Origin of the sequence: Stenotrophomonas sp. NLF4-10, from assembly GCF_022359915.1 — a bacterium.
In the GTDB taxonomy this organism is placed as follows: Bacteria; Pseudomonadota; Gammaproteobacteria; order Xanthomonadales; family Xanthomonadaceae; genus Stenotrophomonas; species Stenotrophomonas daejeonensis.
Genome location: NZ_JAKSEE010000003.1, coordinates 513,574 through 538,390 on the forward strand (window position 1 = coordinate 513,574; position 24,817 = coordinate 538,390).

Consider the following 24,817-nt stretch of genomic DNA (forward strand, 5'->3'; position numbering starts at 1 on the left):
GAGAAGTCCCGTACATGGGGCCTTAGCTCAGCTGGGAGAGCACCTGCTTTGCAAGCAGGGGGTCGTCGGTTCGATCCCGACAGGCTCCACCACGGCGGTTCTGCAAGGAACGGCTGGAGCTATGACAGAACATTGGGTCTGTAGCTCAGGTGGTTAGAGCGCACCCCTGATAAGGGTGAGGTCGGTGGTTCGAGTCCTCCCAGACCCACCACTCTGAATGATTGGCGCATACGAAGAATTTGAAGGGCCTGGCATTGTGGCCGGGACCTGTTCTTTTACAACTTGTGACGTAGCGAGCGTTTGAGATTATCTATCAGACGTGTCGTGAGGCTAAGGCGAGAGACGCAAGTCTCTTTATTGATTGAGTCGTTATATTCGTGCGTGGGCTTTGTACCCCCATGCGCATGTAACCCAAGGCAACTTGCGGTTATATGGTCAAGCGAATAAGCGCACACGGTGGATGCCTTGGCGGTCAGAGGCGATGAAGGACGTGGCAGCCTGCGAAAAGTGTCGGGGAGCTGGCAACAAGCTTTGATCCGGCAATGTCCGAATGGGGAAACCCACTGCTTCGGCAGTATCCTGCAGTGAATACATAGCTGCTGGAAGCGAACCCGGTGAACTGAAATATCTAAGTAACCGGAGGAAAAGAAATCAACCGAGATTCCCTGAGTAGCGACGAGCGAACGGGGACTAGCCCTTAAGCTGGTATGGTTTTAGAAAAACAACCTGGAAAGGTTGGCCATAGAAGGTGACAGCCCTGTATTTGAAAGGGCCATGCCAGTGAAGACGAGTAGGGCGGGGCACGTGAAACCCTGTCTGAACATGGGGGGACCATCCTCCAAGGCTAAATACTACTGACCGACCGATAGTGAACCAGTACCGTGAGGGAAAGGCGAAAAGAACCCCGGAGAGGGGAGTGAAATAGAACCTGAAACCGTGTGCGTACAAGCAGTAGGAGCCCGCAAGGGTGACTGCGTACCTTTTGTATAATGGGTCAGCGACTTACTGTTCGTGGCAAGCTTAACCGTATAGGGGAGGCGAAGGGAAACCGAGTCTGATAAGGGCGCATAGTCGCGGGCAGTAGACCCGAAACCGGGTGATCTAGTCATGCCCAGGGTGAAGGTGCGGTAACACGCACTGGAGGCCCGAACCCACTCCCGTTGCAAAGGTAGGGGATGAGGTGTGATTAGGAGTGAAAAGCTAATCGAACCCGGAGATAGCTGGTTCTCCTCGAAAGCTATTTAGGTAGCGCCTCATATGTATCCTCTCGGGGGTAGAGCACTGTTATGGCTAGGGGGTCATCGCGACTTACCAAACCATTGCAAACTCCGAATACCGAGACGGACTGTATGGGAGACACACGGCGGGTGCTAACGTCCGTCGTGAAAAGGGAAACAACCCAGACCCACAGCTAAGGTCCCAAATTTTGTGCTAAGTGGAAAACCATGTGGAAAGGCACAGACAGCCAGGAGGTTGGCTTAGAAGCAGCCACCCTTTAAAGAAAGCGTAATAGCTCACTGGTCGAGTCGGTCTGCGGGGAAGATTTAACGGGGCTAAGCACAGAACCGAAGCTTGGGGTGCATAACTTTAGTTATGCGCGGTAGAGGAGCGTTCCGTAAGCCGGTGAAGGTGGATTGAGAAGTCTGCTGGAGGTATCGGAAGTGCGAATGCTGACATGAGTAACGATAATGCGGGTGAAAAACCCGCACGCCGAAAGCCCAAGGTTTCCTTGCGCAACGTTAATCGGCGCAGGGTGAGTCGGCCCCTAAGGCGAGGCAGAAATGCGTAGTCGATGGGAAGCAGGTTAATATTCCTGCACCTCGCGTAAGTGCGATGGAGGGACGGAGAAGGTTAGGTGTACCGGGCGTTGGTTGTCCCGGGGAAAGGCGGTAGGTTTGGAACTTTGGCAAATCCGGGTTCCTTCAAGACCGAGCACCGAGACGAGCCTTTTAGGCGAAGTCACTGATACCACGCTTCCAGGAAAAGCTCCTAAGCTTCAGCTTACGCAGACCGTACCGTAAACCGACACAGGTGGGTAGGATGAGAATTCTCAGGCGCTTGAGAGAACTCGGGTGAAGGAACTAGGCAACATGGCACCGTAACTTCGGGAGAAGGTGCACCCTCTTTGGTGGCCCATGCGGGTCAAAGCTGAGGAGGGTCGCAGTAACCAGGCCGCTGCGACTGTTTATCAAAAACACAGCACTCTGCAAACACGAAAGTGGACGTATAGGGTGTGACGCCTGCCCGGTGCTGGAAGGTTAATTGATGGGGTCAGCCGCAAGGCGAAGCTCTTGATCGAAGCCCCAGTAAACGGCGGCCGTAACTATAACGGTCCTAAGGTAGCGAAATTCCTTGTCGGGTAAGTTCCGACCTGCACGAATGGCGTAACGACAGCGGCGCTGTCTCCACCCGAGACTCAGTGAAATTGAAATCGCTGTGAAGATGCAGCGTTCCCGTGGCAAGACGGAAAGACCCCGTGAACCTTTACTATAGCTTTACACTGAACGTTGAGTTCGTCTGTGTAGGATAGGTGGGAGGCTATGAAACCATGACGCCAGTTGTGGTGGAGCCATCCTTGAAATACCACCCTGTCGTGCTTGACGTTCTAACCTGGGCCCGTAATCCGGGTCGGGGACCGTGTATGGTGGGTAGTTTGACTGGGGCGGTCTCCTCCTAAAGAGTAACGGAGGAGCTCGAAGGTACGCTCAGCGCGGTCGGACATCGCGCACTGTGTGCAAAGGCATAAGCGTGCTTGACTGCAAGATCGACGGATCAAGCAGGTACGAAAGTAGGACTTAGTGATCCGGTGGTTCTGTATGGAAGGGCCATCGCTCAACGGATAAAAGGTACTCCGGGGATAACAGGCTGATACCGCCCAAGAGTTCATATCGACGGCGGTGTTTGGCACCTCGATGTCGGCTCATCACATCCTGGGGCTGTAGTCGGTCCCAAGGGTATGGCTGTTCGCCATTTAAAGTGGTACGCGAGCTGGGTTCAGAACGTCGTGAGACAGTTCGGTCCCTATCTGCCATGGGCGTTGGAAGTTTGAGAGGGGCTGCTCCTAGTACGAGAGGACCGGAGTGGACGAACCTCTGGTGTTCCGGTTGTCACGCCAGTGGCATTGCCGGGTAGCTATGTTCGGAAGCGATAACCGCTGAAAGCATCTAAGCGGGAAGCGCGCCTCAAGATGAGACTTCCCGGGGCTCTAGCCCCCTGAAGGAACCATGTAGACTACGTGGTTGATAGGTCAGGTGTGTAAGTGCAGCAATGCATTGAGCTAACTGATACTAATGATCCGTGTGGCTTGACCATATAACCTCAAGTTGCCTTGGCCGACATGACATGTCGATAGAACCCAAGTGCACGCTACGTCACAAGTCCCTACGAGAGGCTGGCGCTGGAAACGGCGACCCTCCAACCCTCTCCCTGGTGAAATCAGCGCTGTGGAACCACCCGATCCCATCCCGAACTCGGAAGTGAAACGCAGCTGCGCCGATGGTAGTGTGGCTCAAGCCATGCGAGAGTAGGTCATCGCCAGGGGCTTTTCCCCCAAACCCCCAGCCAGCAGGCTGGGGGTTTGCTTTTGGGCGCCAAGCACATACAGGCCAAGCTACCGGGTGGAAACTACTGCTACCGCCCGTAGAGCGGCGGCTTGCCCCGCTGGGGCTTTGTCGAGACAGCTTCATGCGGGGCATGCCCCGTATCTACGAATGAGGCCGATGCAATCGTCCAGATATGGTGAAATCGAAAGCTCAAACAGCAACGGCGCCCAACAGGCGCCGTTGCTGTTTACCTCGCTGTGAAGCTCAACGCTGCTGCGGGCGTCGCCGGGCCGCGGTGGCCCAACGAGCGGCGAGGTTGGGGGCGGTAATGCAGACCGCTTCCGGCGCGATTACTGCGCCGTCGATGCCTGCTCCCGATCCTTCATCATTGCGTCGCGATTGGCCTTGAAGGGATTGCCCTCATACCAGTTCGGCCAGCTGTCGCCACCGGCCAGTGCCTTGCCTACGCCGTAAAGCAGTTGCAGGTCCTCGATGGTGCCGTCGAGTTTCCAGTTGGGATCGTATTCGTCCTTCGGGCCGTGGTAGCGCTCGCCGTAGGCTTCGGTGGCCTTGCGGCCGGCTTCGGTGCCGCCCTCACGCAGGTCGCCGCCGCCACCGGCATAGAGCGCCGGGACGCCGGCCTTGGCGAAGTTGAAGTGGTCCGAGCGGAAATAGAAGCCGCTCTGCACCGAGGTTTCGGCGTGCAGGGTACGGCCCTGCTCGCTGGCCAGCGGCTTGAGGATGTCCTCCAGCTCGGAGCTGCCGTAGCCGGTGACGGTCACGTCGCGGGCACGGCCGCCGACCGACATGGCGTCGATGTTGATGACGCCGGCGATCTTGTCCAGCGGGAAAGTGGGATGGTTGACGTAATACTGCGAGCCGAGCAGGCCGGACTCCTCCAGGGTGACGGCGAGGAATACCACCGAGCGCTCCGGCGGCGTCTGCTGGTGGGCCATGGCGTCGGCGACCTCGAGAATGCCGGCCACGCCGGTGGCGTTGTCGACGGCGCCGTTGTAGATGTTGTCGCCCGGCTCGTCCTCGTGCTTGCCGAGGTGATCCCAGTGCGCCATGTAGACGACCGCTTCGTCGGCGCGCTTGCTGCCCGGCAGGACGCCGACCACGTTGCGCGACTTCTTCTCGGCGATGCGGCTGTTCAGGTCCAGCGAAAGCGTGGCCTGCAGCGGCACGGGCTTGAAGCCGCGCTTGTTGGCGTCCTTGTAGGCCTTGTCCAGGTCCAGCCCGGCATCGGCGAACAGCTTGCGCGCGGCTTCGGCGCTGAGCCAGCCCTGCGCCTGCAGCCGTGGCTCCTTGTCCTCGGCCACCGGCAGGTCGTATTGCGCGCCGCCCCAGGAGTGCTTGACCACGTTCCAGTCGTAGGAGGCGCCGGCGGTGTCATGGACGATCAACGCGGCCGCGGCGCCCTTGCGTGCGGCCTCCTCGAACTTGTAGGTCCAGCGGCCGTAATAGGTCATGCGCTTGCCGTCGAATAACGTGTCGTCGTTGGCGTGGAAGCCCGGGTCGTTGACGAACATCACCACGGTCTTGCCCTTCCAGTCCTGCCCGGCGTAATCGTTCCAGTCCTGCTCGGGGGCATCGACGCCGTAGCCGACGAACACCATGTCGCTGCCATCGATGTGCACGTCCGGCTGGCCGCTGCGGGTGCCGATGACCATGTCGCTGCCGAACGCCAGTTCGTGCGTGGCATCGCCTTGCCGGATCTTCAGCACGGTGGCCGGGTCGGCGGTGGTCTCGGTCATCGGCACTTCCTGGAACCAGCTGTCGCCATTGCCGGGTTGCAGGCCGATGCGCTGCATCTGGTCGCGGATGTAGTTGACCGTCAGCTCCTCGCCCCGGCTGCCGGGCGCGCGGCCCTCGAATTCGTCCGAGGCCAGGGTCTTGACCAGTTCGCCGAAATCGGCCGCATTGATGTCGCTGGCGAAGGCATGCGTGGCGGCGGGCGCTGCGGCAGGCGCCGCCGGCGCTTGCGGCTCGCCCTTGCAGGCGGCCAGCGCCGCGCTCGTGGCAAGGCAGAGCAGGAGTTTGCGGGGCATGAAGAGAGGCTCCGGGTTGCGGACGTGAGGGGGTGCGGGATTCATTCCGTTGGCGCGGTGTCGGTGTCGAAGCGGAGCACGCTGGCGCCGCTGACCGTGCCGATGGTGGCACTGGCATGCACGTACAGCGTCACCTCGCGCTCGAACACGAGCGGGCCGTCGACCACCGAATTCGGGCCGATGACGATGCGCGGCTTGCGCGGTGGCGTCAGCGACAGGTTGAACGAAGGCTTCTTGACTTTCACCCCGCCCTTCACGTGCGAGCCGATGCCGATGGTGATGTCGCCGTTGACGGTTTCGACGTCGTCCCCGACCTCGGTGCCGACCAGGCCGATGCTGCCGTTGACGGTTTCCACCCCGCCGGCGACACGGCCGCCCTGGTCGATGAAGATGCTGCCATTGACGGTTTCCACGCCACCGTCAAGTTGCAGCCCGCGGCCACCGCGGATGGCGCCGTTGACCGTCTCCATGCTGCGCGCCCGCACGTTGTCGCCGGCGTTGATGCTGCCGTTGACGGTTTCCACGCCACGCGCCTGCACGCCCTGCGCCAGGTGGATGCTGCCGTTGACCGTCTCCAGGTCGCGGTAACCGGCGCCGGCATCGGTGTGGATGCTGCCGTTGACCTTGCTGATGTCGTCGGCGGCCATTGCCGGCGGGGCGCAAGCGCCCAGGGCCAGCAGAAGAAGGAATCGTTTCATCGCATGTCTCCGTCAGGAATTCCGATGGGCAGGGTCCGATGGCAGCATGGCTGGGTACAATCCGCATCTGCCTGAAGTCACTGGAGTGCCGTTGCAACCGTACCGCCATCGCACCCCGATTGCCCGGTTTCCGCTGCTGGCGCGTTCATGTGCGGGCGGGATGCTGGCCCTGCTGCTGGCTGCGGGCGCCGTGGACGCGCAGGAATCGCCGCGCGATGCGGAGAAGAAGCTGCAGCAGCTGCGCGGCGAATTGAAGAGCGTGACGCGGGAACGGCGCCAGCTGGAAAGCGATCGCGATGCCGCGACCCGGCGCCTGCGCGAAGCCGACCAGAAAGTCGCGCGCAGCGGCCGCGCGGTGGCCGAGACCGAAGCGGCGATCCGCCGGCAGCAACAGGAGCTGGCCGAGCTGCAGCAGCGCCGAGGCACGCTGGAAGCAAGCCTGGAGAGCCAGCGCCGGCAGCTGGCCGCGTTGCTGCGCGGTGCCTACCAACTGGGCAACCACGCACCGCTGAAGCTGCTGCTGGCGCAGGACAGCGTGGCCGATGCCAACCGCGAACTCGCCTACCACCGCTACCTGCAGCGCGAACGCGCGCGCGCCATCACCATGCTCACCGGCGACCTGCAGGAACTGGCGGCAACCGAACGACAGATCCTCGCGCGTGGCGAGGAGCTGGAACAGGCGCACGAGCGGCAGCGCCAGCAGGCCAGCGCGCTGCTGGCTGACCGCCGCCAGCGTGCGCAGGTGGCCGAAGACCTGGACAAGCGTTACCAGGACCGCAGCGACAAGGAAAAGGCGCTGGGGCAGAACGCGCGTTCACTCGAACGCCTGCTGGCCAATCTGCGCGCGGCGGCGGCGCGTGCCGAGGCCGAGCGCCGCGCCGCTGCCCGCCGCGCCGAGAACGAGCAGGCGCGGCAGGCGAATGGCGGCCCGGCGGGCAAGGTCCCCCCACGGGTCACGGCCAACGCACCGGTGCCGAAGGTGGGTGGGCTGGGCTGGCCGTTGTCGGGCAACCTGCTGGCCCGCTACGGCGGCCGCCTGCCGGATGGCCGCACCAGCAACGGCGTGCTGATCGGCGCGCCGGCCGGCACCACGATCACCGCCGTCGCCGACGGCACGGTGGTCTTCTCCGACTGGATGACCGGCTACGGCATGATCCTGATCGTCGACCACGGCAATGGCTACATGAGCCTGTACGCGCACAACGACACCCTGCTGCGCGATGCCGGTGCACGGGTGCGCCGTGGCGAGGCGGTGGCGCGGGTCGGCAACTCCGGCGGGCAGGGCGTGCCGGCGCTGTATTTCGAACTGCGCCGCAACGGCCAGCCGGTGAATCCTTCGACCTGGCTGCAGCAGCGGCAGTGACCGCGGGCTGAGCGGCATGGCTGCCGGCCATGCCGCGTTCAACGGGAATTCGGCCATGCTTCGCGCATAATCGGCGACGACGCGCATCGCGCGTACCCGTTTCGATGGAGTGGTTCATGCGTGTAGCCGGTCTTGCTGCTGCCCTGCTGTTTGTCCTGTCGCCGGCCATCGGCCTGGCGCAGGACGCCCCGGACAAGGCGTCCGCCGGGGACAACCCCGATGCCCAGGAATCGGTGACCTCGAAGGTGCCCCTGGAGGAAGTACGCCGCTTCGTCGCCGTCTACAACGCGGTGCGCGCAGCCTACGTCGAGCCGGTCGACGACCGGAAGCTGATGCAGTCGGCGGTGCGCGGGCTGCTGTTCGACCTCGACCCGCACAGCACCTACTTCGACAAGGAGGACGCCGAGGCCTTCGACGAGCAGGCCAGCGGCGCCTACGAGGGCATCGGTGTGGAGCTGCTGCAGCAGGACGACGTGCTGAAGGTGGTGTCGCCCATCGACGACACCCCTGCCGCCCGTGCCGGGCTGCGCGCCGGCGACCTCATCGTCGCCATCGACGGCAAGCCGATCAGCGCGGTCGAGGCGATGGAACCATTGCGCGGCCCGGCCGGCAGCCAGGTGGTGCTGACCATCGAGCGCGGCGATGAAAAGCCGTTCGACGTGACCGTCACCCGCGAGACCATCCGCGTCACCAGCGTGCGCAGCAAGATGCTCGAACCGGGTTACGCCTATGTGCGCATCAGCACCTTCCAGGCCGATACCGGCGCCGACTTCCAGAAGCACCTCGCGCAGTTGCAGGCGCAGGCCGGCGGCAAGCTGAAGGGCATGGTGCTGGACCTGCGCAGCAACCCTGGCGGCCTGCTTACCGCCGCGGTGCAGGTGGCCGATGGCCTGCTGGACAAGGGCGTCATCGTGACCACGCGCGGGCGCATCGCGGTCAGCGACGCCCGCTTCGAGGCGACGCCAGGCGACCTGATGCAGGGCGCGCCGGTGGTGGTGCTGGTCGACGCCGGTTCGGCCAGCGCCTCGGAAGTGCTGGCCGGCGCGCTGCGCGACAACGGCCGCGCGCGCGTCGTCGGTAGCCGCACCTTCGGCAAGGGTTCGGTGCAGACCTTGCTGCCGCTGGACAACGGCGATTCGGTCAAGCTCACCACCGCGCGCTATTACACGCCCAGCGGCAAGTCGATCCAGGCCACCGGCATCGTGCCGGACGTGGAGCTGGCGCCGACCGACGCCGCCAAGGACGTGCCGGCTGGCGTGGCCGACTTCAGCGAGGCGCGCCTGCCCGGCCACCTGCGCGGCGACGACGAAGCCACCGGTACCGCCACCGGCGTGGTGCTGCCGGGCGATGCGCCGGTGCAGTCGGCGTTGCGCGAACTCAAGCATCCCGGCGTGCTGGCCAGCGCCACGACGACCAAGCCGGCGGCACGCCCGGCCGCCGGGCAGGAAGCCGCGGCCGACACCGCGCCGGCCACGGCCGAAAAAGAAGCCGAACCGGCCACGGCCGACGACGACAAGTGACGGCACCAGCCCCGTCTCCCGCGGGAGACGGGCGCCGGCCTTGCCGTCAGGCGGTTCAGCGCGGCTTGCCGGGCACCGGGAACGGCGTGACCACCTTCTCGCCGGTGGTGGCATCGCGGATCGCCGACTGGCCCTTCTTCTCCACTTCCTCGATGCGCACGATGCTCTGCATCGGCAGGTGCAGCACCCGGGTATTGCCGAACTCCTCGCGCAGGCGCTCCTCGGTGGGGTCGACCACCAGCCCGTCGTGGACGTCGAACACCAGCTCGGCCACCTCGTTGAATCCCCACAGGTGGCTGCCGCCCACGCGCCGTGCATACAGCTCGTAGACCTTGCCGTGGTTGATGAAGGTGACCTTGTAAAGCGGTTTGCTGCCCATCGCCCAATTATAGGAGGGCAGGCCTAGAAGCCGTGGCGCTGGCGCAGCCGCCGGGCGATGGCCGCACGCACGTACAGGCCATAGACGATTCCGAACAGGAACCCGGCCAGGTGCGCCGACCAGGCCACCTTGCCGAAGCTCGGCCCGATGTAGGCGAACACCACCTGCAACGCCGCCCATACGCCGATCAGCAGGAACGCCGGCGCCCGCACGAATTCGAGGAACAGCCCCAGCGGCAGCACCACGCCCAGCCGCGCACCGGGGAACAGCGCCAGGTAGGCGCCGAGCAGGGCCGAGACCGCGCCGCTGGCGCCGATGATGATCCGGTCCGGCGTGCCCATCGCGTACAGCGCGGCCAGGTTGGCGGCCGCGCCACCGAGCAGGAACAGCAGCAGCAACCGCCACGGCCCCAGCACGCGTTCGGCCGGCATGCCGAAGATCAGCAGGAACACCAGGTTGCCCAGCAGGTGCGACCAGTCCGCATGCAGGAACAGTGCGGTGAACAGCCGCAGCACGCTGCCGTCGCGCAGCGCCGCCCACCAGTCGCGGGGGTTCTCCAGCCCGGTGGACAGGGCGCCCCAGTCCAGCCACAGCGACTGCCGCGCCTCGTCCGGCCGCGAAACCGACCACAGGAACGCCAGCCACAGCACCGCCAGCAGCAGCGGCACCGCCCAGCGCAGGCCCGGTTTCTTGCGGGAGGGGATGGAGACGAACATGCGGTGGCAAGCCTACCGTGCCGCAGACGGATCGAGGCATTTCGGCACGGACAAAGCTGAATGCGCCAGCGTTATTGTTTAGTTAACGACGCTGGGTAATACTGCATACGGCGTCGTATGTCGGGAGGGAAACTCCGGCGCGTCCGGTACCGTATGGCGGCACCGTGACGCAGGCGCACACCGAATCATCACCGTCTTACGGAGAGAGCTTCCAATGCATACCGCTTCCACTTTCGCCCGCGTCACCGCCCTGGCCATCGGCATCGCCGGCATCCTGGCCATCGGCCACGCCGAAGGCGCCGCGTTCCAGCTCAAGGAAAACAGCGCCAAGGGCTTGGGCCGTGCTTTCGCCGGTTCCACCAGCGCCTGGGACGACGCTTCGGTCGTCGCCACCAACCCGGCCTCGATGCGCCTGCTCAACGGTCGCCAGTTCCAGGCGGACGTGAGCGCGATCAGCTTCTCGGCCAAGATGGAAGACATCTACAGCGCACGCAATGCCGGCCCGACCGGCGCGGGCACCGGCAGCCCGATCTCGGGCGGCAATGGCGGCGACGCGGGCATGATCGCCCCGGTTCCGGCGGCCTATTTCCACCTGCCGTTCGGCGAGAACGACAACATGCATTTCGGCGTGTCGCTGACCGCGCCGTTCGGCTTCAAGACTCAGTACGACCGCGATTGGGTCGGCCGCTACCACGGCACCAAGACCGACCTGAAGGCGGTCGACCTGGGTGCGGCGTTCTCGTATGACGTCAACCCGTACGTGTCCTTCGGCGCCAGCGTGTTCGTCGAGCACCTGACCATCGAACTGGCCAATGCCGTGGACTTCGGCGCGGTTGCCTACAGCGCCAGTGGCGGCGCCAGCGCCGGCCTGGGCATCGTCCCCGGCAGCGCGGATGGCTATGCCACCGTCGAGGGTGACAACAATGCGTTCGGCTACGTGATCGGCGGCACCTTCAGCCCGACCGAAGACACCAACATCGCGCTGAGCTACCGCTCCAAGGTCGAGCACAAGATCACCGGCGGCAAGGCACGGTTCGACGTGCCGGGCAACGTCGATGCCCTGCTGCACCTGAAGGCCCAGGGCCTGTTCATCGATACCAGCGGCAAGGCCACCGTGACCCTGCCGGCTTCGGCCACGTTGAGCGTGAGCCACCGCGTCAACGACCGCTGGACGGTGATGGGCGACGTCTCGCGCACCGCCTGGTCCACCGCGTTCGACCAGGTGACGGTGGACTTCGCTTCCAACCAGCCGGACAACGTGCTGGTATTCGGCTACAAGGACACCACCTTCGGTTCGATCGGTACCGAGTACAAGCTGTCCGACACCATCACACTGCGCGGCGGCGTGGCCTACGACGAGACCCCGACCACCTACTCGCACCGCGACGTGCGCGTGCCGGACGTGACCCGCAAGTGGCTGTCGTTCGGCCTGGGCTGGACCCCGAAGGAAAACACCGAGATCAACTTCGGCTACACCCACCTGTTCACCAACAAGCCGGCGATCAACGCCACCTCCAGCACCGGCAACGTGCTGCAGGGCAAGTACAAGGTGGGCGGCGACATCCTGGCCGCATCGATCAACTACAAGTTCTGATCAAAGCCGCTTCGACCGTGGCAATGGAAAGCCCCGCGCAAGCGGGGCTTTCTGTTTGCCGGCCCCCGGTGCCGGAAGTTCAGCAGCCGTCGTCCAGGCCGCTGGCGTAGCGCAGGCCCCGGCGCAGCTGGGCGAGGAAATCCGGGTCCGCGTACAGCGTGGTGTCGTGGCCGAGGCCGGTGTACCAGCTGCGGCCGCCGTCGAAGGCATGGCACCAGCTGATCGGGTGGTCGTCGCCCATCGTGCCGCCCCGGTAGCGGCTTTCGTCCAGCGTGGCGAGCACCTGCACGCGTGGCCGTGGGTTGTCGCGGTAGTTGTACAGCTCGTCGCGCACCGCCCATGCCGGCCCGCTGGGCACCCCTTGGTGTTCGGGCTGCACGCGGCTGCTCTGCAGGCCTTCGGGATGGCTGTGGAACCAGGCGCCGACCAACTGCCCGTACCACGGCCAGTCGTATTCGGTATCGGCGGCGGCATGCACGCCCATGTAGCCACCGCCATCGCGGATGTACTGCTGCATTGCCGCCTGCTGTGCGTCGTCGAGCACGTCGCCGGTGGTGCTGGCGAAGACCACGGCGCGGTAGCGGGCGAGGTTGTCGCGGGTGAACTGCGCGGCGTCCTCGCTGTGGTCGGCCTGCAGGCCCTGCTCGCGGGCAAGCCGCTGCACGGTCTGCACGGCGACCGGGATGGCGTCGTGGCGGAAGCCGGCGGTCTTGCTGAAGATCAGGATGCGCCCGGTTTCGTCGGCCTCGACCGGGGCACTGGAAAGCAGGGCGAGCAGCGCAAGGCTGCCGGCCAGAAAGCATGTGCTGCGCATGGACCGCTCCATTGCCGGATGACCGCGCCAGCCTAGCGCAGCGACGGCGTGTGCCGGGCCATGAAGCGGCAAGCCCCGCATGGGCGGGGCTTGCCGGGGTGTCGCGGAGGCGGGTGGATCAGTCGCCCAGGGTCAGCAGCGAGGCGTTGCCACCGGCGGCGGTGGTGTTCACCGTCACCGTCTTTTCGGTGGCGAAGCGCAGCAGGTAGTGCGGGCCGCCGGCCTTGGGGCCGGTGCCGGACAGGCCCTGGCCGCCGAACGGCTGCACCCCGACCACCGCGCCGATCTGGTTGCGGTTGACGTAGACGTTGCCGACGTTGACCCGCGAGGCGATGCGATCGACGGTTTCGTCGATGCGCGAGTGCACGCCGAGGGTGAGGCCGTAACCGGTGGCGTTGATCTGGTCGATCACCGCATCCAGTTGGTCGGCCTTCCAGCGGATCACGTGCAGCACCGGCCCGAAGATTTCGCGGTGCAACTGGTCCAGCGACTTCAGTTCGTAGGCGCGCGGGGAGAAGAAGGTGCCGTGCGCGGCTTCGTCCGACAGTGGCGCGGTGGCGATCAGGCGTGCTTCGCCGTCCATGCGCGCGGCGTGGTCGGTGAGGATCTTCAGCGCGTCGGCGTCGATCACCGGGCCGACGTCGGTGGACAGCTCGCCGGGGTTGCCGACCTTCAGCTCGGCCATTGCGCCGGCCAACATGCCCATCACCTTGTCGGCGATGTCGTCCTGCACGAACAGCACGCGCGCGGCCGAGCAGCGCTGGCCGGCGGAGGTGAAGGCCGAACCAATCGCGTCCTTGACCAGCTGTTCCGGCAGTGCCGAGGAGTCGGCGATGAAGGCGTTCTGGCCGCCGGTTTCGGCGATCAGCACGCCGATGGCGGCATCGCGCGCGGCCATCGCGCGGTTGATCGCACGGGCGGTTTCGGTCGAGCCGGTGAAGGCGACGCCGGCCACGCGCGCATCGGCGGTGAGCGCGGCACCCACGGTGGCGCCGTCGCCCGGCAGGAACTGCAGCACATCGGCCGGCACGCCGGCTTCGTGCAGCAGCTTCACCGCGTAGTAGCCGATCAGGTTGGTCTGCTCGGCGGGTTTGGCGATGACGCTGTTGCCGGCGGCCAGCGCGGCGCCGACCTGACCCAAGAAGATCGCCAGCGGGAAGTTCCACGGGCTGATGCAGACGAACACGCCGCGGCCGTGCAGTTGCAGTTCGTTGCTCTCGCCGGTCGGGCTGGGCAGCTTCTCGGCGGTGCCGAACTGCTCGCGCGCCTGCTTGGCGTAGTAGCGCAGGAAGTCCACCGCCTCGCGCACTTCGGCGATGCTGTCCGGCAGGCTCTTGCCGGCTTCCTTCACGCACAGCGCCATGAACTCGGCGATGCGCGCTTCGAGCAGGTCGGCGGCGTGTTCGAGGATGGCGGCGCGGCTGGCGGCCGGGGTGCGGTTCCAGCCGGGCTGCGCGGCCACGGCGTTCGCCAGCGCCTGCTGCACGGTGGCGGCGTCGGCGGCCTGCCAGTGGCCGACCACTTCGCGGTTGTCGGCCGGGTTGGTCACCGGCTGCGCGGCGGCGGTGACGCTCGCGCCCGGCACCAGTGGCGCAGCATTCCACGGCTTGATGGCGGCGTTGAGCTGCTCGGCCAGTGCACGCAGTTCGTTGTCGTTGGCGAGGTTGATGCCCATGGAATTGGTCCTGTCGTGGTTCTGGCTGCGCAGCAGGTCGACCGGCAGCGGGATCTTGGGATGCGCGATGTTGGAGGGCGCGACGGACGCGAACGAAGACACGGCTTCGACCGGGTCGCGGATCAGATCGTCGATCGAAACGTCTTCGTCGGTGATGCGGTTGACGAAGCTGGAATTGGCGCCGTTCTCGAGCAGGCGGCGCACCAGGTACGGCAGCAGGTCCTCGTGCGAGCCCACCGGCGCATAGACGCGGCACGGCACGTCGAGGCGGTCGGCCGGGATCACCTCGGCATACAGGTCGTCGCCCATGCCGTGCAGCTTCTGGTGCTCGTAAGTACGGCCCTGCGCGATCTGCTTGATCGCCGCGATCGTCGCCGCGTTGTGGGTCGCGAACATCGGGTACAACGTGTCGGCATGGCCGAACAGGCGCTTGGCGCAGGCGATGTAGGACACGTCGGTGTTCTGCTTGCGGGTGAACACCGGGTAGCCGGGCAGGCCGTCGATCTGCGCGCGCTTGATTTCCGCATCCCAGTACGCGCCCTTGACCAGCCGCACCTGCAAACGGTGGCCGATGCGGCGGGCCAGATCGGCGAGGTAATCAATCGTGTACGGCGTGCGCTTCTGGTACGCCTGCACGACGATGCCGAAGCCTTCCCAGCCCTTCAGCGACGGGTCGCCGACCACGCGCTCGATGATGTCCAGCGACAGTTCGAGGCGGTCGGTTTCCTCGGCATCGACGGTGCAACCGATGCCGTAGCTCTTGGCCAGCTGCGCCAGTTCCAGTACGCCGGGCACGAGGTCGGCCAGCACGCGCTCGCGCTTGGCGTGCTCGTAGCGCGGGTACAACGCCGAGAGCTTGATCGAGATGCCGTGCGATCGGGTCACGTCGCCGTCGGCCTTGCCGCCGCGGGCGAGGTTGTCCTTGCCGATGGCGTGGATCGCGCGCTTGTAGTCCTCCAGATAGCGCAGCGCGTCCTTCATGGTCAGCGCGCCCTCGCCGAGCATGTCGAACGAATAGCGGTAATTGCCGTTGTCGCCCTTGTGCGAGCGCGCCAGCGCCTCGTCGATGGTGCGGCCCATGACGAACTGGTGGCCCATGATCTTCATCGCCTGGCGCACCGCCAGCCGGATCACCGGCTCGCCGACGCGGCCGATCAGGCGCTTGAACGCGCCGTGCACGTCGCGCTTGGTGTCGTCGGCCAGATCGACCAGATGCCCGGTCAGCATCAGGCCCCAGGTCGAGGCGTTGACCAGCACCGAGTCGGACTGGCCCATGTGCCGCTTCCAGTCGGCCTCGCCGAGCTTGTCGCGGATCAGCTTGTCGGCCGTTTCCCGGTCGGGGATGCGCAGCAGCGCCTCGGCCACGCACATCAGCAGCACGCCTTCCTCGCTGCCGAGATCGTACTGGCGCATGAAGGCCTCGATCGCGCCCTGGTCCTTGGCGCGGGCGCGCACGCGGCGCACCAGGTCGGCGGCGGTGGCCTGCACCTGCGCCTGTTCGGCGGCCGGCAGCCGCGCCTGCTCCAGCAGCTCGCGGACGTGGCTGGTTTCGTCCTTCAGCCAGGCATCGGTGATGGCCTGGCGCAGCGCGGACGGCGGCGCCGGCAGTTCGGCGGAGAGCAGGTTCCCGGGAGGAGGAGGGGTGGTGTTGGACGGTGTCGCGTTCATTGCGCATGGCCACGGTTGGATTCGGCCATTTTAATCCGGAAGAAGGGATTTCATAGTCCCTGCCGACCTTTCTTCATTGGTTGAAAGCACTGGCACACGGGCGATTCGCGGGTTTTGGCGGGGCTCGTTTTATTTGTGCCGATTCCGGCATTTAATCGGCCGATGTCGGAAATGTGGGCGGCGATTTCCATGTGCGCTGCAACATTCCACAAGCATGAACGGGAGCTTGCCGGTCCGGGGGCGCAGGGCTACCATCGAACGCGTTTTCCGCGGTAGGGACGCGGTTGCGACATGATCGAGGTGCTTCGGCAGGTTTCCGGCGACTCGCGTGCGCAGCTGGTGCTGCATCCCCCACGGGCGCTCAGCGCCCGGCAGTTCGTCCTGTTGTTTGCCGCGTTGGCGGGGTTGATGCTGTTCTCGGCCGGCCTGGGTTGGCTGTCCGGGAACGTCTTCGCCCCTGCCTTCGCGTTGTTGCACTGCTTCCTGGTGGGGGTGGCGCTGCGCGCCTCGTGGCGCAGCGGCGACCGCCGGGAAGAGGTTCGTGTAGGGCCGGACTGCGTGGAAGTGATTCCCGCGGCCGGTGGTCCGGCGGCATTCCGGGCGCATCCCTATTGGGTGCGCGTGGTTGTCGAGGAGGAACGGGTCCTGCTGGTTTCCAGCGGCAGGCGGGTCGAAGTGGGGAGTTTCCTCGCGCCCGCCGAACGCCGGGAGCTGGCAGCGACGCTGGCAGGCTTGCTCGCGGCCAGCGATGGCCGCAACCGATGACGTCAAGGGTCTAGGCAATGAAGCAAAGCAGTGTGTGGGGCAGGTTGTGCAACTCCGGGTTGGCGCTGGCGGCGCTGGCGCTGCCCACGGCGGCATGGGCCCAGGCGGCCGATCCGCAGCGGTGGCAACTCAACATGGGCAAGGGCGTCACCCATACCGCACGCATGGCGTGGGACGCGCACATGGTCGCGCTGTGGGTCTGCGTGGTCATCGGCGTGCTGGTGTTCGGCGCGATGGGCTATGCGATCTTCAAGTTCCGCAAGTCCAAGGGCGCGGTGCCGGCGCAGTTCAGCCACAACACCAAGGCCGAGGTCGTCTGGACCGTCATCCCGATCATCATCCTGGTGGTGATGTCCTGGCCGGCCACGGCCAAGCTGATCGCGATGTACGACACCCGCGACTCGGAAATGACGGTGAAGATCACCGGCTACCAGTGGATGTGGAAGTACGAATACCTCGGCGAGAACGTGGCGTTCACCAGCCGCCTGGACCGCAACTCCGACCAGGTCCGCCAGAGCGGCGCGGTGCCGACGATGGCGTCCGACCCGCACTACCTGCTGGACGTGGACAACCCGCTGGTGCTGCCGGTGGACACCAAGGTGCGCTTCGTCATCACCTCCGACGACGTGGTGCACGCGTGGTGGGTGCCGGCGCTGGGCTGGAAGCAGGACGCGGTGCCGGGCTTCGTCAACGAGCGCTGGACCAACATCGAACAGGAAGGCATCTACCGCGGCCAGTGCGCCGAGCTGTGCGGCAAGGACCACGGCTTCATGCCGATCGTGGTCAAGGCCGTGTCCAAGGAAGCGTTCAAGTCCTGGCTGGCCTCGCGCAAGCCCGCAGCGGCCGAGGCAGCCGCCGAACCGGCCGCGGAGGAAGCGGCGCAGGACGCCGCCGACGCCCCGCCCGCCGAACAGCCGGCGACCGGCGCCTGATACTGCCGCGCGCCGGCCCGTGCCGGCGCGATGCCTGAAACTGGATAATCGAGGTTAGTTGCAATGGCAAACCACGCAGTCGATCACGCCGATCACCACGGCCACCAGCAGGGCTTCATCGAGCGCTGGTTCTTCTCCACGAACCACAAGGACATCGGCACGCTGTACCTGCTGTTCAGCTTCCTGATGTTCATCGTCGGCGCGTTCATGTCGGTGCTGATCCGCTGGGAGCTGATGGAGCCGGGCCTGCAGCACATGAAGCCGGAGTTCTTCAACCAGCTCACCACCGTGCACGCGCTGGTGATGATCTTCGGTGGCGTGATGCCGGCCTTCGTCGGCCTGGCCAACTGGATGATCCCGCTGCAGATCGGCGCGCCGGACATGGCGCTGCCGCGCATGAACAACTGGTCGTTCTGGCTGCTGCCGGTGGCCTTCACCCTGCTGCTGATGACCCTGTTCCTGCCCGGCGGCGCGCCGGCCGGCGGCTGGACCATGTACCCGCCGCTGTCGCTGCAGGGCGGCTACAACGTCGCCTTCAGCGTGTTCGCCATCCATGTGGCCGGCATCAGCTCGATCATGGGCGCGATCAACATCATCGCCACCGTGCTGAACATGCGCGCGCCGGGCATCGACCTGCTGAAGATGCCGATCTTCTGCTGGACCTGGCTGATCACCGCGTTCCTGCTGATCGCGGTGATGCCGGTGCTGGCCGGCGCGGTGACCATGCTGCTGACCGACAAGTTCTTCGGCACCAGCTTCTTCAACGCCGCCGGCGGCGGCGACCCGGTGATGTACCAGCACATCTTCTGGTTCTTCGGGCACCCCGAGGTCTACATCATGATCCTGCCGGCGTTCGGCGTGATCAGCGAGATCATCCCCACCTTCAGCCGCAAGCCGCTGTTCGGCTACCAGGCGATGGTCTACGCCACCGCGGCGATCGCGTTCCTGTCGTTCATCGTCTGGGCGCACCACATGTTCACGGTGGGCATGCCGCTGGGCGGCGAGGTCTACTTCATGTTCGCCACCATGCTGATCTCGATCCCGACCGGCGTGAAGGTGTTCAACTGGGTCAGCACGATGTGGAAGGGCGCGCTGACCTTCGAGACCCCGATGCTGTTCTCGATCTCCTTCGTGGTGCTGTTCAGCATCGGCGGCTTCTCCGGCCTGATGCTGGCCATCGTGCCGGCCGACTTCCAGTACCACGACACCTACTTCGTGGTCGCCCACTTCCACTACGTGCTGGTCACCGGTGCGGTGCTGGCGCTGATCGCCGCGGTCTACTACTGGTGGCCGAAGTGGACCGGCCGTATGTACAACGAGTTCTGGGGCAAGGTGCACTTCTGGTGGACGATGGTGTTCGTCAACCTGCTGTTCTTCCCGCAGCACTTCCTCGGCCTGGCCGGCATGCCGCGGCGCATCCCCGACTACAACCCGGTGTTCGCCGACTGGAACCTGATCAGCTCGATCGGCGCGTTCGGCATGTTCGTCACCCCGTTCCTGATGGCCGGCATCCTGCTGGCGTCGCTGCGCAGCGGCAAGCGCGCCGATGCCCGCGCCTGGGAAAGCGCCAAGGGCCTGGAGTGGACGGTGCCGTCGCCGGCACCGGCGCACACCTTCACGGTGCCGCCGGTGATCCAGCCGGGCGACCTGGCCCACGACGACGTCTCGCACTGAGGAAGCGCACGGCATGAGCGGCAACGACCCGAAAACCGATGACCTGACGCTGCGCCGCCGCCGTTCGCGGCGCACCGCGCTGGCCATCGGCCTGGTGGCGGTGCTGATCTACGTCGGCTTCATCCTGTCCGGAGTGCTCGCGCATTGACCACGCCCGCGCCCACGCCGCGTCCCGCGCGCACTGCCGGCCTGCCCAGGCTGGTCGGCGTGGCGCTGGGCGTGTTCGTGCTGACCTTCTCGCTGGTGCCGCTGTACCGCATCGCCTGCGAGAAGGTGTTCGGCGTGCGTCTGGAGCGCGGCGCCAGCCAGGGTGCGGTGCAGCAGGCCGCCACCGGCAAGCGCACGGTGCGGGTGGAGTTCGACGGCGGCGTCAATTCCAAGCTGCCGTGGGCGTTCCACCCGGAAAAGCTGACGATGGACGTGGTGCCGGGCGAGCTGAACGAGGCGCTGTATTTCGCCCGCAACGACAGCGACCATGCGCTGGTCGGCAGCGCGGTGCCGTCGGTGGCGCCGGCGCGCGCATCGGGCTACTTCAACAAGACCGAATGCTTCTGCTTCACCGCGCAGACCCTGCAGGCCGGTGAGCAGCGCGATATGCCGGTGCGCTTCATCGTCGACCCGGACCTGCCCGAAGACGTCCGCACCATCACCCTGTCCTATACCTTCTACAAGAACGACGCGCTGACGACGCAACTGGCACCGGCCACCGCCGGCGGTTCGTCGCACGCAGCCCCCTGATCACGCACCCGGAAGCACACGCAATGGCCCACAACACGCCCGATGCCAACGTCTACTTCGTGCCGAGCAAGAGCAAATGGCCGTTTGCCGGCTCCGTTTCCATGCTGGTGCTGATGATCGGCGTGGCCAGCTGGCTCAACGACATCAGCTGGGGGCGCTGGACCTTCTTCATCGGCCTGGCGATGCTGGTGTTCACCATGTTCCTGTGGTTCGGCGACGTGATCCGCGAGTCGGTGGCCGGCAACTACAACCGCCAGGTCGATGGCTCGTTCCGCATGGGCATGGTGTGGTTCATCTTCTCCGAGGTGATGTTCTTCGGCGCCTTCTTCGGCGCGCTGTTCTACACCCGCACCTACGGCGTGCCGTGGCTGGGCGGCGAAGGCCACGGCGTGCACACCAACGACCTGCTGTGGGCGGGCTATTCGGCGGCATGGCCGAGCAACGGCCCGGGCGCCATCGGCGGCGCCTTCCAGACCATCCCGGCCTGGGGCCTGCCGCTGATCAATACCCTGATCCTGCTGACCTCGGGCGCCACCCTGACCATCGCCCACCATGCGCTCAAGGCCGGCAACCGCAAGCAGCTGCTGATCTGGCTGGGTGCGACGGTGCTGCTGGGCTGCGTGTTCCTGTTCTTCCAGGCCGAGGAATACATCCACGCCTACAGCGCGCTCAACCTGACCCTGGGCTCGGGCATCTACGGCTCCACGTTCTTCATGCTGACCGGCTTCCACGGCGCGCACGTGGCGCTGGGCACGATCATGCTGATCGTGATGTGGTGCCGCGCCGCCAAGGGCCACTTCACCCGCGACAACCACTTCGGCTTCGAGGCCGCGGCGTGGTACTGGCACTTCGTCGACGTGGTGTGGCTGATGCTGTTCATGTTCGTCTACGTGCTCTGACAAAGAGCCGGGAACGGGGATCAGGGAACAGGGAGTGCGCGATTGCGGAGGCGGGAACGACGCTCGGTGTAGCGTCATTCCCTTGTCCCGTTCCCTGCTTCAGCCGACCACGCCGTGCGGCTTGATCCAGCCGCTGTAGATGCCCAGCACCACCAGCAGGATCAAGGCCACCGACAACACGATGCGCCGGGTCAGCGCGTTGACCGTGCGCTTGGTCTGGCCGCGGTCGATCATCAGGTAATACAGGCCGGCGCCCAGGTTCCAGACGATGACGATCAGAAACGCGATCACCAGCAGTGTTTTCAGTGAATCGTTCATGCGCGGCTCGGCATATGGGAAGGCCGCGTTATATCACCCGTTGCGGTGGCGATTGTCATGACGCGGCAGCACACGGTGTTCCTCAACTGGCTGCTGGCGCTGGCCGTGGCCGCGTGTTTCAGTGCCCTGGGCGCCTGGCAGGTGCAGCGCATGCACGAAAAGCAGGCGTTGCTGGCGCAGTTGCCGCCCGGCCGGGATGCGGCCGTATCGCTGGCGCAGGCACTGGACGAGCCGGAAGCGCTGCACTGGGTGCACCAGCGGATGCGCTTCCTGCCCGGCACGATCGTGCTGGACAACCAACTGCGCGATGGCCGTGCCGGGGTGAAGCTCTACCAGGCCGCGCGCGCCGAGGCGCCGGCCACGGCGGTGCTGGTCGACCTGGGCTGGCTGCCGCTGCCGGCCAACCGCGAACTGCCGCCGATCCGCGCGCTGCAGGATGAAATCGACGTGCAGGGGTTGTGGGCGCCGCCGCCTTCGGCCGGCATCGCGCTGGGCCCGGCGCTGGCGGCAACGGCGCAGCCGCAGGCATGGCTGGCCACGCGGCTGGACATGCCGGCCATCGCCGCGCAACTGGGGCTGGCGCCCGACGGGCTGGCCGGGCGGGTGCTGCGGCTGGACCCGGCGCTGCCGTTCGGCCACGAACGCGACCTCGACCTGCTGCCCAATACGCTGCCGCCTTCGCGCCACCTAGGTTACGCGGTGCAGTGGTTCGCGATGGCGCTGGCGGTGCTGGTGATCGCCGCCGTCCTGCAATGGCGCACGCGGCGGCGCGGCGGGCGCTGAACGCCAAGCCGTGGGAAAATGCCGCGCATGAACGCACTCACCCCCGAACAGCTGGCCATCCGTACCCGCGGCCGGCGTGTGCTGCTGCTGATCTTCGCGATGTTCTTCGGCTCGATGGCGCTGGCCGGTGCCCTGCGTTTCTCCGGCTGGATGCCGCAGATCAACCGCAACCACGGCCAGTTGTTCGACCCGCCGGTGGACCTGCGCGAAGCGCGCCTGCAACTGGCCGACGGCACGCCCTACGCGTGGGACCCGGCCGCGCGCCATTGGCGCATCGCGCTGGCGCCGGCCGCCGGCTGCGCGCAGGAGTGCGTCATTTTGTCGCAGCAGCTGGACACGGTCTGGCAGCTGTTCGGCCACAACGCGGATAATGTCGAGATCCTCTGGCTGGGCATGCCGCCGCAACAGGCGGCCGCCATGCCCGCGCTGCGGGTGCTGAGCGCCGATGCCGCGACCCGCGCGAGGCTGCCCGGCGTCGACGACCCGGCCGGCACGCCGGTGTACGTGATCGATCCCAACGGCTTCGTGGTGCTGCGCTACGCACCCGGCTTCGATCCGGGCGGGCTGCGCACGGACCTGGCCCGGCTGCTGAAACTGAAGTGAGTTCCGTCCGAATGAATGCCCCTGCGCGTCCTGCGCTGCACCGCAATTTCCACCGACTGGCGTGGTTTGCGCTGATCATGACCGCCAGCACGATCCTGTTCGGTGCGTTCGTGCGCCTGTCCGACGCCGGCCTGAGCTGCCCGGACTGGCCGACCTGCTATGGCCGCGTCACCTGGCCGCAGACGCAGATGGAAGCGGCCCGGCACGTGGCCAGCGAAATCCGCCCGCTGGAAAGCCACAAGGCCTGGCGCGAGCAGGTGCACCGCTTCCTCGCCGGCCTGCTCGGCGTGGAGGTGCTGACGCTGGCGCTGCTGGCCGCGCGCCGCCGGCGCCGGGGCGTGCTGCAGGTGCTGGCCGCAGCGGTACTGGTGGCGCTGGCGATACCGCTGTACATGCGCGGCGAGCACGTCGCCTCCAGCGCGCTGGCCATCGCCGGCGAGGCGATCCTGCTGCTGGCCGCGCTGCGCTGGTCCAACATCGACCTGTCGCGCGCCGCGGTGCTGACCCTGGCGGTGGTGATCTTCCAGGCGCTGCTGGGCATGTGGACGGTGACCTGGCTGCTCAAGCCGATCGTGGTGATGGGCCACCTGCTCGGCGCGATGCTGATGTTCGGCCTGCTGGTGTGGTCGGCATGGAAGGCCACGCACCTGCCGATCACCCTGGCCGAGGCGCCGCGTCTGCGCTGGTGGCTGCGCGCCGGCCTGCTGCTGCTGGTGCTGCAGATCGCGCTGGGCGGCTGGGTCAGCGCCAACTATGCGGCGCTGGCCTGCGGCGGCGGCAGCGCCGCGCTGGACAACTTCCCGCGCTGCGTCAGCCAGTGGTGGCCGCAGCAGAACTACGTCGAGGGCTTCACCCTGTGGCGCGGCATCGGCGTGGATTACGAGGGCGGGGTGCTCGACGGCGCCTCGCGCATCGCCATCCAGATGGCGCACCGGATGACGGCGGTGGTGGTCGCGCTGTACCTGCTGGCGTTGTCGGCGCGCATGTTCCGGCTGCCGGGCATGCGCGGCTGGTCCAGCGCGCTGGTCGTGCTGGTGCTGCTGCAGGTCACGCTGGGCATCCTCAACGTCAAGCTCGCCCTGCCGCTGGCAGTGGCGGTGATGCACAACGGCGGCGCGGTGGCGCTGTTGTTCGTGCTGGTTTCGCTGCTGGCGCGGCTGCGTGCACCGGAGTGATGGAATGAACGCAAGCCTGCGTGATTACTGGGACCTGACCAAGCCCAGGGTGGTGGCCCTGATCGTGTTCACCGCGCTGGTGGGCATGTTCCTGGCGGTTCCCGGCTGGCCCGACCCGGGCACCGCGCTGGTCGGTGCGATCGGCGTGCTCGGCATCTGGCTGGCGGCCTCGGCCGCGGCGGCGATCAACCAGTTGCTGGACGCGCGCATCGACGCGCGGATGGCACGTACCTCGTGGCGCCCGCTGGTGGTCGGCAAGGTGTCGTCGCGGCAGGTGCTGGTATTCGCCGCGGCGTTGACCGCGCTGTCGATGACCATCCTGATGCTGTGGGTGAACATGATCACCGCGGTGCTCACCTTCGCCTCGCTGATCGGCTATGCGGTGATCTACACCGTGTACCTCAAGCACGCGACCTCGCAGAACATCGTCATCGGCGGTCTGGCCGGGGCGATGCCGCCGATGCTGGGCTGGGCCGCGGTCACCGGCATGGAGGGCGCGTCGGACTGGGCCTATGCCTCGCTGCTGGTGCTGATCATCTTCGTATGGACGCCGCCGCACTTCTGGGCGCTGGCGATCTTCCGCCGCGCCGACTATGCCAAGGCGGCGGTGCCGATGCTGCCGGTTACCCACGGCGTGCCGCATACGCGCCGGCAGATCCTCGTCTACTCGGTGGTACTGGTGGTGGTGACGCTGCTGCCGGTGGCCATCGAGATGAGCGGCGTGTTCTACCTCGGTGGCGCCACCGTGTTGAACCTGGTGTTCCTCTGGTACGCGTGGAAGATACAGAACCCGCCGGACGAGATGTTCAACATGAAGATGTTCGGCTACTCGGTGGTCTACCTGCTGGCGCTGTTCGCCTTCCTGCTGGCGGACCATTGGTTGATGCCCTGGGTGTAGGCACGCATTCGC

General features: G+C 66.0%; 20 protein-coding genes, 2 tRNA genes and 2 rRNA genes. 17 read left to right on the forward strand and 7 right to left on the reverse strand.

Annotated features, from left to right (window positions below):
- The first annotated feature begins 16 nt into the window (after positions 1-16).
- The 4 genes from MIC98_RS02365 to rrf all read left to right on the forward strand — a co-directional run bounded on the left by MIC98_RS02365 (position 17) and on the right by rrf (position 3,540).
- Positions 17-92: transfer RNA gene (locus MIC98_RS02365), tRNA-Ala, on the forward strand.
- Between the two features lie 42 nt (positions 93-134).
- Positions 135-211 (forward strand) — tRNA-Ile (locus MIC98_RS02370).
- A gap of 222 nt (positions 212-433) precedes the next feature.
- Positions 434-3,312 (forward strand): 23S ribosomal RNA (locus tag MIC98_RS02375).
- A 113-nt stretch (positions 3,313-3,425) separates the two neighbouring features.
- A 5S ribosomal RNA gene (gene rrf, locus MIC98_RS02380) occupies positions 3,426-3,540 on the forward strand.
- Positions 3,541-3,892: 352 nt separating this feature from the next.
- On the opposite strand, the gene MIC98_RS02385 is transcribed toward rrf, so the two are convergent.
- Together MIC98_RS02385 and MIC98_RS02390 are read right to left on the reverse strand one after the other, a co-directional pair.
- The gene (locus MIC98_RS02385) at positions 3,893-5,593 is read right to left on the reverse strand and encodes a M28 family metallopeptidase (RefSeq protein WP_239735186.1); all 1,701 of its coding nucleotides are present in this window, start codon (positions 5,591-5,593) and stop codon (positions 3,893-3,895) included.
- A gap of 41 nt (positions 5,594-5,634) precedes the next feature.
- Positions 5,635-6,291 (reverse strand): hypothetical protein, encoded by a 657-nt coding sequence (locus MIC98_RS02390; protein WP_239735187.1) that lies wholly within the window; start codon positions 6,289-6,291, stop codon positions 5,635-5,637.
- Positions 6,292-6,451: 160 nt separating this feature from the next.
- Between MIC98_RS02390 and MIC98_RS02395 the strand changes: the two genes are divergently transcribed.
- Positions 6,452-7,654, forward strand: coding sequence for a peptidoglycan DD-metalloendopeptidase family protein (locus MIC98_RS02395; protein ID WP_239735188.1), 1,203 nt, complete (start codon positions 6,452-6,454; stop codon positions 7,652-7,654).
- 116 nt (positions 7,655-7,770) lie between these two features.
- Positions 7,771-9,174 (forward strand): S41 family peptidase, encoded by a 1,404-nt coding sequence (locus tag MIC98_RS02400; RefSeq protein WP_239735189.1) that lies wholly within the window; start codon positions 7,771-7,773, stop codon positions 9,172-9,174.
- Positions 9,175-9,229: 55 nt separating this feature from the next.
- Here MIC98_RS02400 and MIC98_RS02405 read toward each other — a convergent pair whose 3' ends face one another.
- Both MIC98_RS02405 and MIC98_RS02410 read right to left on the reverse strand, forming a co-directional pair.
- Positions 9,230-9,553, reverse strand: coding sequence for a DUF1820 family protein (locus tag MIC98_RS02405; RefSeq protein ID WP_057640314.1), 324 nt, complete (start codon positions 9,551-9,553; stop codon positions 9,230-9,232).
- A gap of 23 nt (positions 9,554-9,576) precedes the next feature.
- Positions 9,577-10,269 (reverse strand): rhomboid family intramembrane serine protease, encoded by a 693-nt coding sequence (locus MIC98_RS02410; protein WP_057640315.1) that lies wholly within the window; start codon positions 10,267-10,269, stop codon positions 9,577-9,579.
- 214 nt (positions 10,270-10,483) lie between these two features.
- Between MIC98_RS02410 and MIC98_RS02415 the strand changes: the two genes are divergently transcribed.
- Positions 10,484-11,863, forward strand: coding sequence for an outer membrane protein transport protein (locus tag MIC98_RS02415; protein WP_057640316.1), 1,380 nt, complete (start codon positions 10,484-10,486; stop codon positions 11,861-11,863).
- Between the two features lie 79 nt (positions 11,864-11,942).
- Here MIC98_RS02415 and MIC98_RS02420 read toward each other — a convergent pair whose 3' ends face one another.
- Complete coding sequence (locus MIC98_RS02420; protein WP_239735190.1) at positions 11,943-12,677, reverse strand: ThuA domain-containing protein; 735 nt, start codon at positions 12,675-12,677, stop codon at positions 11,943-11,945.
- Positions 12,678-12,795: 118 nt separating this feature from the next.
- Positions 12,796-16,020, reverse strand: coding sequence for a bifunctional proline dehydrogenase/L-glutamate gamma-semialdehyde dehydrogenase PutA (gene putA, locus MIC98_RS02425; protein ID WP_239735191.1), 3,225 nt, complete (start codon positions 16,018-16,020; stop codon positions 12,796-12,798).
- Positions 16,021-16,311: 291 nt separating this feature from the next.
- On the opposite strand from putA, the gene MIC98_RS02430 reads away from it, so the two are divergent.
- The 6 genes from MIC98_RS02430 to MIC98_RS02450 all read left to right on the forward strand — a co-directional run bounded on the left by MIC98_RS02430 (position 16,312) and on the right by MIC98_RS02450 (position 21,028).
- The gene (locus MIC98_RS02430) at positions 16,312-16,785 is read left to right on the forward strand and encodes a DUF2244 domain-containing protein (RefSeq protein WP_239735192.1); all 474 of its coding nucleotides are present in this window, start codon (positions 16,312-16,314) and stop codon (positions 16,783-16,785) included.
- A 17-nt stretch (positions 16,786-16,802) separates the two neighbouring features.
- A complete protein-coding gene (gene coxB / locus MIC98_RS02435) occupies positions 16,803-17,717 on the forward strand; it encodes a cytochrome c oxidase subunit II (RefSeq protein ID WP_239735193.1) in 915 nt (304 codons plus the stop codon).
- A 63-nt stretch (positions 17,718-17,780) separates the two neighbouring features.
- Positions 17,781-19,391 (forward strand): cytochrome c oxidase subunit I, encoded by a 1,611-nt coding sequence (ctaD, locus tag MIC98_RS02440; protein WP_057640321.1) that lies wholly within the window; start codon positions 17,781-17,783, stop codon positions 19,389-19,391.
- A 13-nt stretch (positions 19,392-19,404) separates the two neighbouring features.
- Entirely contained in the window at positions 19,405-19,539 is a 135-nt protein-coding gene (locus MIC98_RS17005) for a hypothetical protein (RefSeq protein WP_275584464.1), read from the forward strand.
- Complete coding sequence (locus MIC98_RS02445) at positions 19,536-20,129, forward strand: cytochrome c oxidase assembly protein (protein WP_239735194.1); 594 nt, start codon at positions 19,536-19,538, stop codon at positions 20,127-20,129. Before MIC98_RS17005 ends, MIC98_RS02445 begins: the two co-directional genes overlap by 4 nt.
- Positions 20,130-20,152: 23 nt before the next feature.
- Positions 20,153-21,028: a cytochrome c oxidase subunit 3 gene (locus MIC98_RS02450; protein ID WP_239735195.1), complete on the forward strand. Its 876-nt coding sequence runs from the start codon at positions 20,153-20,155 to the stop codon at positions 21,026-21,028.
- Between the two features lie 99 nt (positions 21,029-21,127).
- On the opposite strand, the gene MIC98_RS02455 is transcribed toward MIC98_RS02450, so the two are convergent.
- Positions 21,128-21,346 (reverse strand): twin transmembrane helix small protein, encoded by a 219-nt coding sequence (locus MIC98_RS02455; RefSeq protein WP_239735196.1) that lies wholly within the window; start codon positions 21,344-21,346, stop codon positions 21,128-21,130.
- Between the two features lie 57 nt (positions 21,347-21,403).
- Between MIC98_RS02455 and MIC98_RS02460 the strand changes: the two genes are divergently transcribed.
- From MIC98_RS02460 to MIC98_RS02475, 4 genes are read left to right on the forward strand one after another with little or no spacing between them, the layout of a single operon-like run.
- The gene (locus MIC98_RS02460) at positions 21,404-22,129 is read left to right on the forward strand and encodes an SURF1 family protein (protein ID WP_239735197.1); all 726 of its coding nucleotides are present in this window, start codon (positions 21,404-21,406) and stop codon (positions 22,127-22,129) included.
- Between the two features lie 18 nt (positions 22,130-22,147).
- Positions 22,148-22,732, forward strand: coding sequence for a hypothetical protein (locus tag MIC98_RS02465; RefSeq protein ID WP_239735198.1), 585 nt, complete (start codon positions 22,148-22,150; stop codon positions 22,730-22,732).
- Positions 22,733-22,743: 11 nt separating this feature from the next.
- A complete protein-coding gene (locus MIC98_RS02470; protein ID WP_239735199.1) occupies positions 22,744-23,907 on the forward strand; it encodes a COX15/CtaA family protein in 1,164 nt (387 codons plus the stop codon).
- Positions 23,908-23,911: 4 nt separating this feature from the next.
- Positions 23,912-24,805: a heme o synthase gene (locus MIC98_RS02475; protein ID WP_057640328.1), complete on the forward strand. Its 894-nt coding sequence runs from the start codon at positions 23,912-23,914 to the stop codon at positions 24,803-24,805.
- The last annotated feature ends 12 nt before the right edge of the window (positions 24,806-24,817 follow it).

Excerpts from the sequence above, each read along its gene's own strand:
- MIC98_RS02450 (WP_239735195.1), top strand. The coding sequence starts at position 20,153 with ATGGCCCACAACACGCCCGATGCCAACGTCTACTTCGTGCCGAGCAAG.
- MIC98_RS02390 (WP_239735187.1), bottom strand. The coding sequence starts at position 6,291 with ATGAAACGATTCCTTCTTCTGCTGGCCCTGGGCGCTTGCGCCCCGCCG.
- ctaD (WP_057640321.1), top strand. The coding sequence starts at position 17,781 with ATGGCAAACCACGCAGTCGATCACGCCGATCACCACGGCCACCAGCAG.
- MIC98_RS17005 (WP_275584464.1), top strand. The coding sequence starts at position 19,405 with ATGAGCGGCAACGACCCGAAAACCGATGACCTGACGCTGCGCCGCCGC.
- MIC98_RS02475 (WP_057640328.1), top strand. The coding sequence starts at position 23,912 with ATGAACGCAAGCCTGCGTGATTACTGGGACCTGACCAAGCCCAGGGTG.
- MIC98_RS02465 (WP_239735198.1), top strand. The coding sequence starts at position 22,148 with ATGCCGCGCATGAACGCACTCACCCCCGAACAGCTGGCCATCCGTACC.
- MIC98_RS02400 (WP_239735189.1), top strand. The coding sequence starts at position 7,771 with ATGCGTGTAGCCGGTCTTGCTGCTGCCCTGCTGTTTGTCCTGTCGCCG.
- MIC98_RS02405 (WP_057640314.1), bottom strand. The coding sequence starts at position 9,553 with ATGGGCAGCAAACCGCTTTACAAGGTCACCTTCATCAACCACGGCAAG.
- coxB (WP_239735193.1), top strand. The coding sequence starts at position 16,803 with ATGAAGCAAAGCAGTGTGTGGGGCAGGTTGTGCAACTCCGGGTTGGCG.
- MIC98_RS02410 (WP_057640315.1), bottom strand. The coding sequence starts at position 10,269 with ATGTTCGTCTCCATCCCCTCCCGCAAGAAACCGGGCCTGCGCTGGGCG.
- MIC98_RS02420 (WP_239735190.1), bottom strand. The coding sequence starts at position 12,677 with ATGCGCAGCACATGCTTTCTGGCCGGCAGCCTTGCGCTGCTCGCCCTG.
- MIC98_RS02460 (WP_239735197.1), top strand. The coding sequence starts at position 21,404 with ATGACGCGGCAGCACACGGTGTTCCTCAACTGGCTGCTGGCGCTGGCC.
- MIC98_RS02415 (WP_057640316.1), top strand. The coding sequence starts at position 10,484 with ATGCATACCGCTTCCACTTTCGCCCGCGTCACCGCCCTGGCCATCGGC.
- MIC98_RS02430 (WP_239735192.1), top strand. The coding sequence starts at position 16,312 with ATGATCGAGGTGCTTCGGCAGGTTTCCGGCGACTCGCGTGCGCAGCTG.
- MIC98_RS02470 (WP_239735199.1), top strand. The coding sequence starts at position 22,744 with ATGAATGCCCCTGCGCGTCCTGCGCTGCACCGCAATTTCCACCGACTG.
- MIC98_RS02385 (WP_239735186.1), bottom strand. The coding sequence starts at position 5,593 with ATGCCCCGCAAACTCCTGCTCTGCCTTGCCACGAGCGCGGCGCTGGCC.
- MIC98_RS02395 (WP_239735188.1), top strand. The coding sequence starts at position 6,452 with ATGCTGGCCCTGCTGCTGGCTGCGGGCGCCGTGGACGCGCAGGAATCG.
- MIC98_RS02455 (WP_239735196.1), bottom strand. The coding sequence starts at position 21,346 with ATGAACGATTCACTGAAAACACTGCTGGTGATCGCGTTTCTGATCGTC.
- putA (WP_239735191.1), bottom strand. The coding sequence starts at position 16,020 with ATGAACGCGACACCGTCCAACACCACCCCTCCTCCTCCCGGGAACCTG.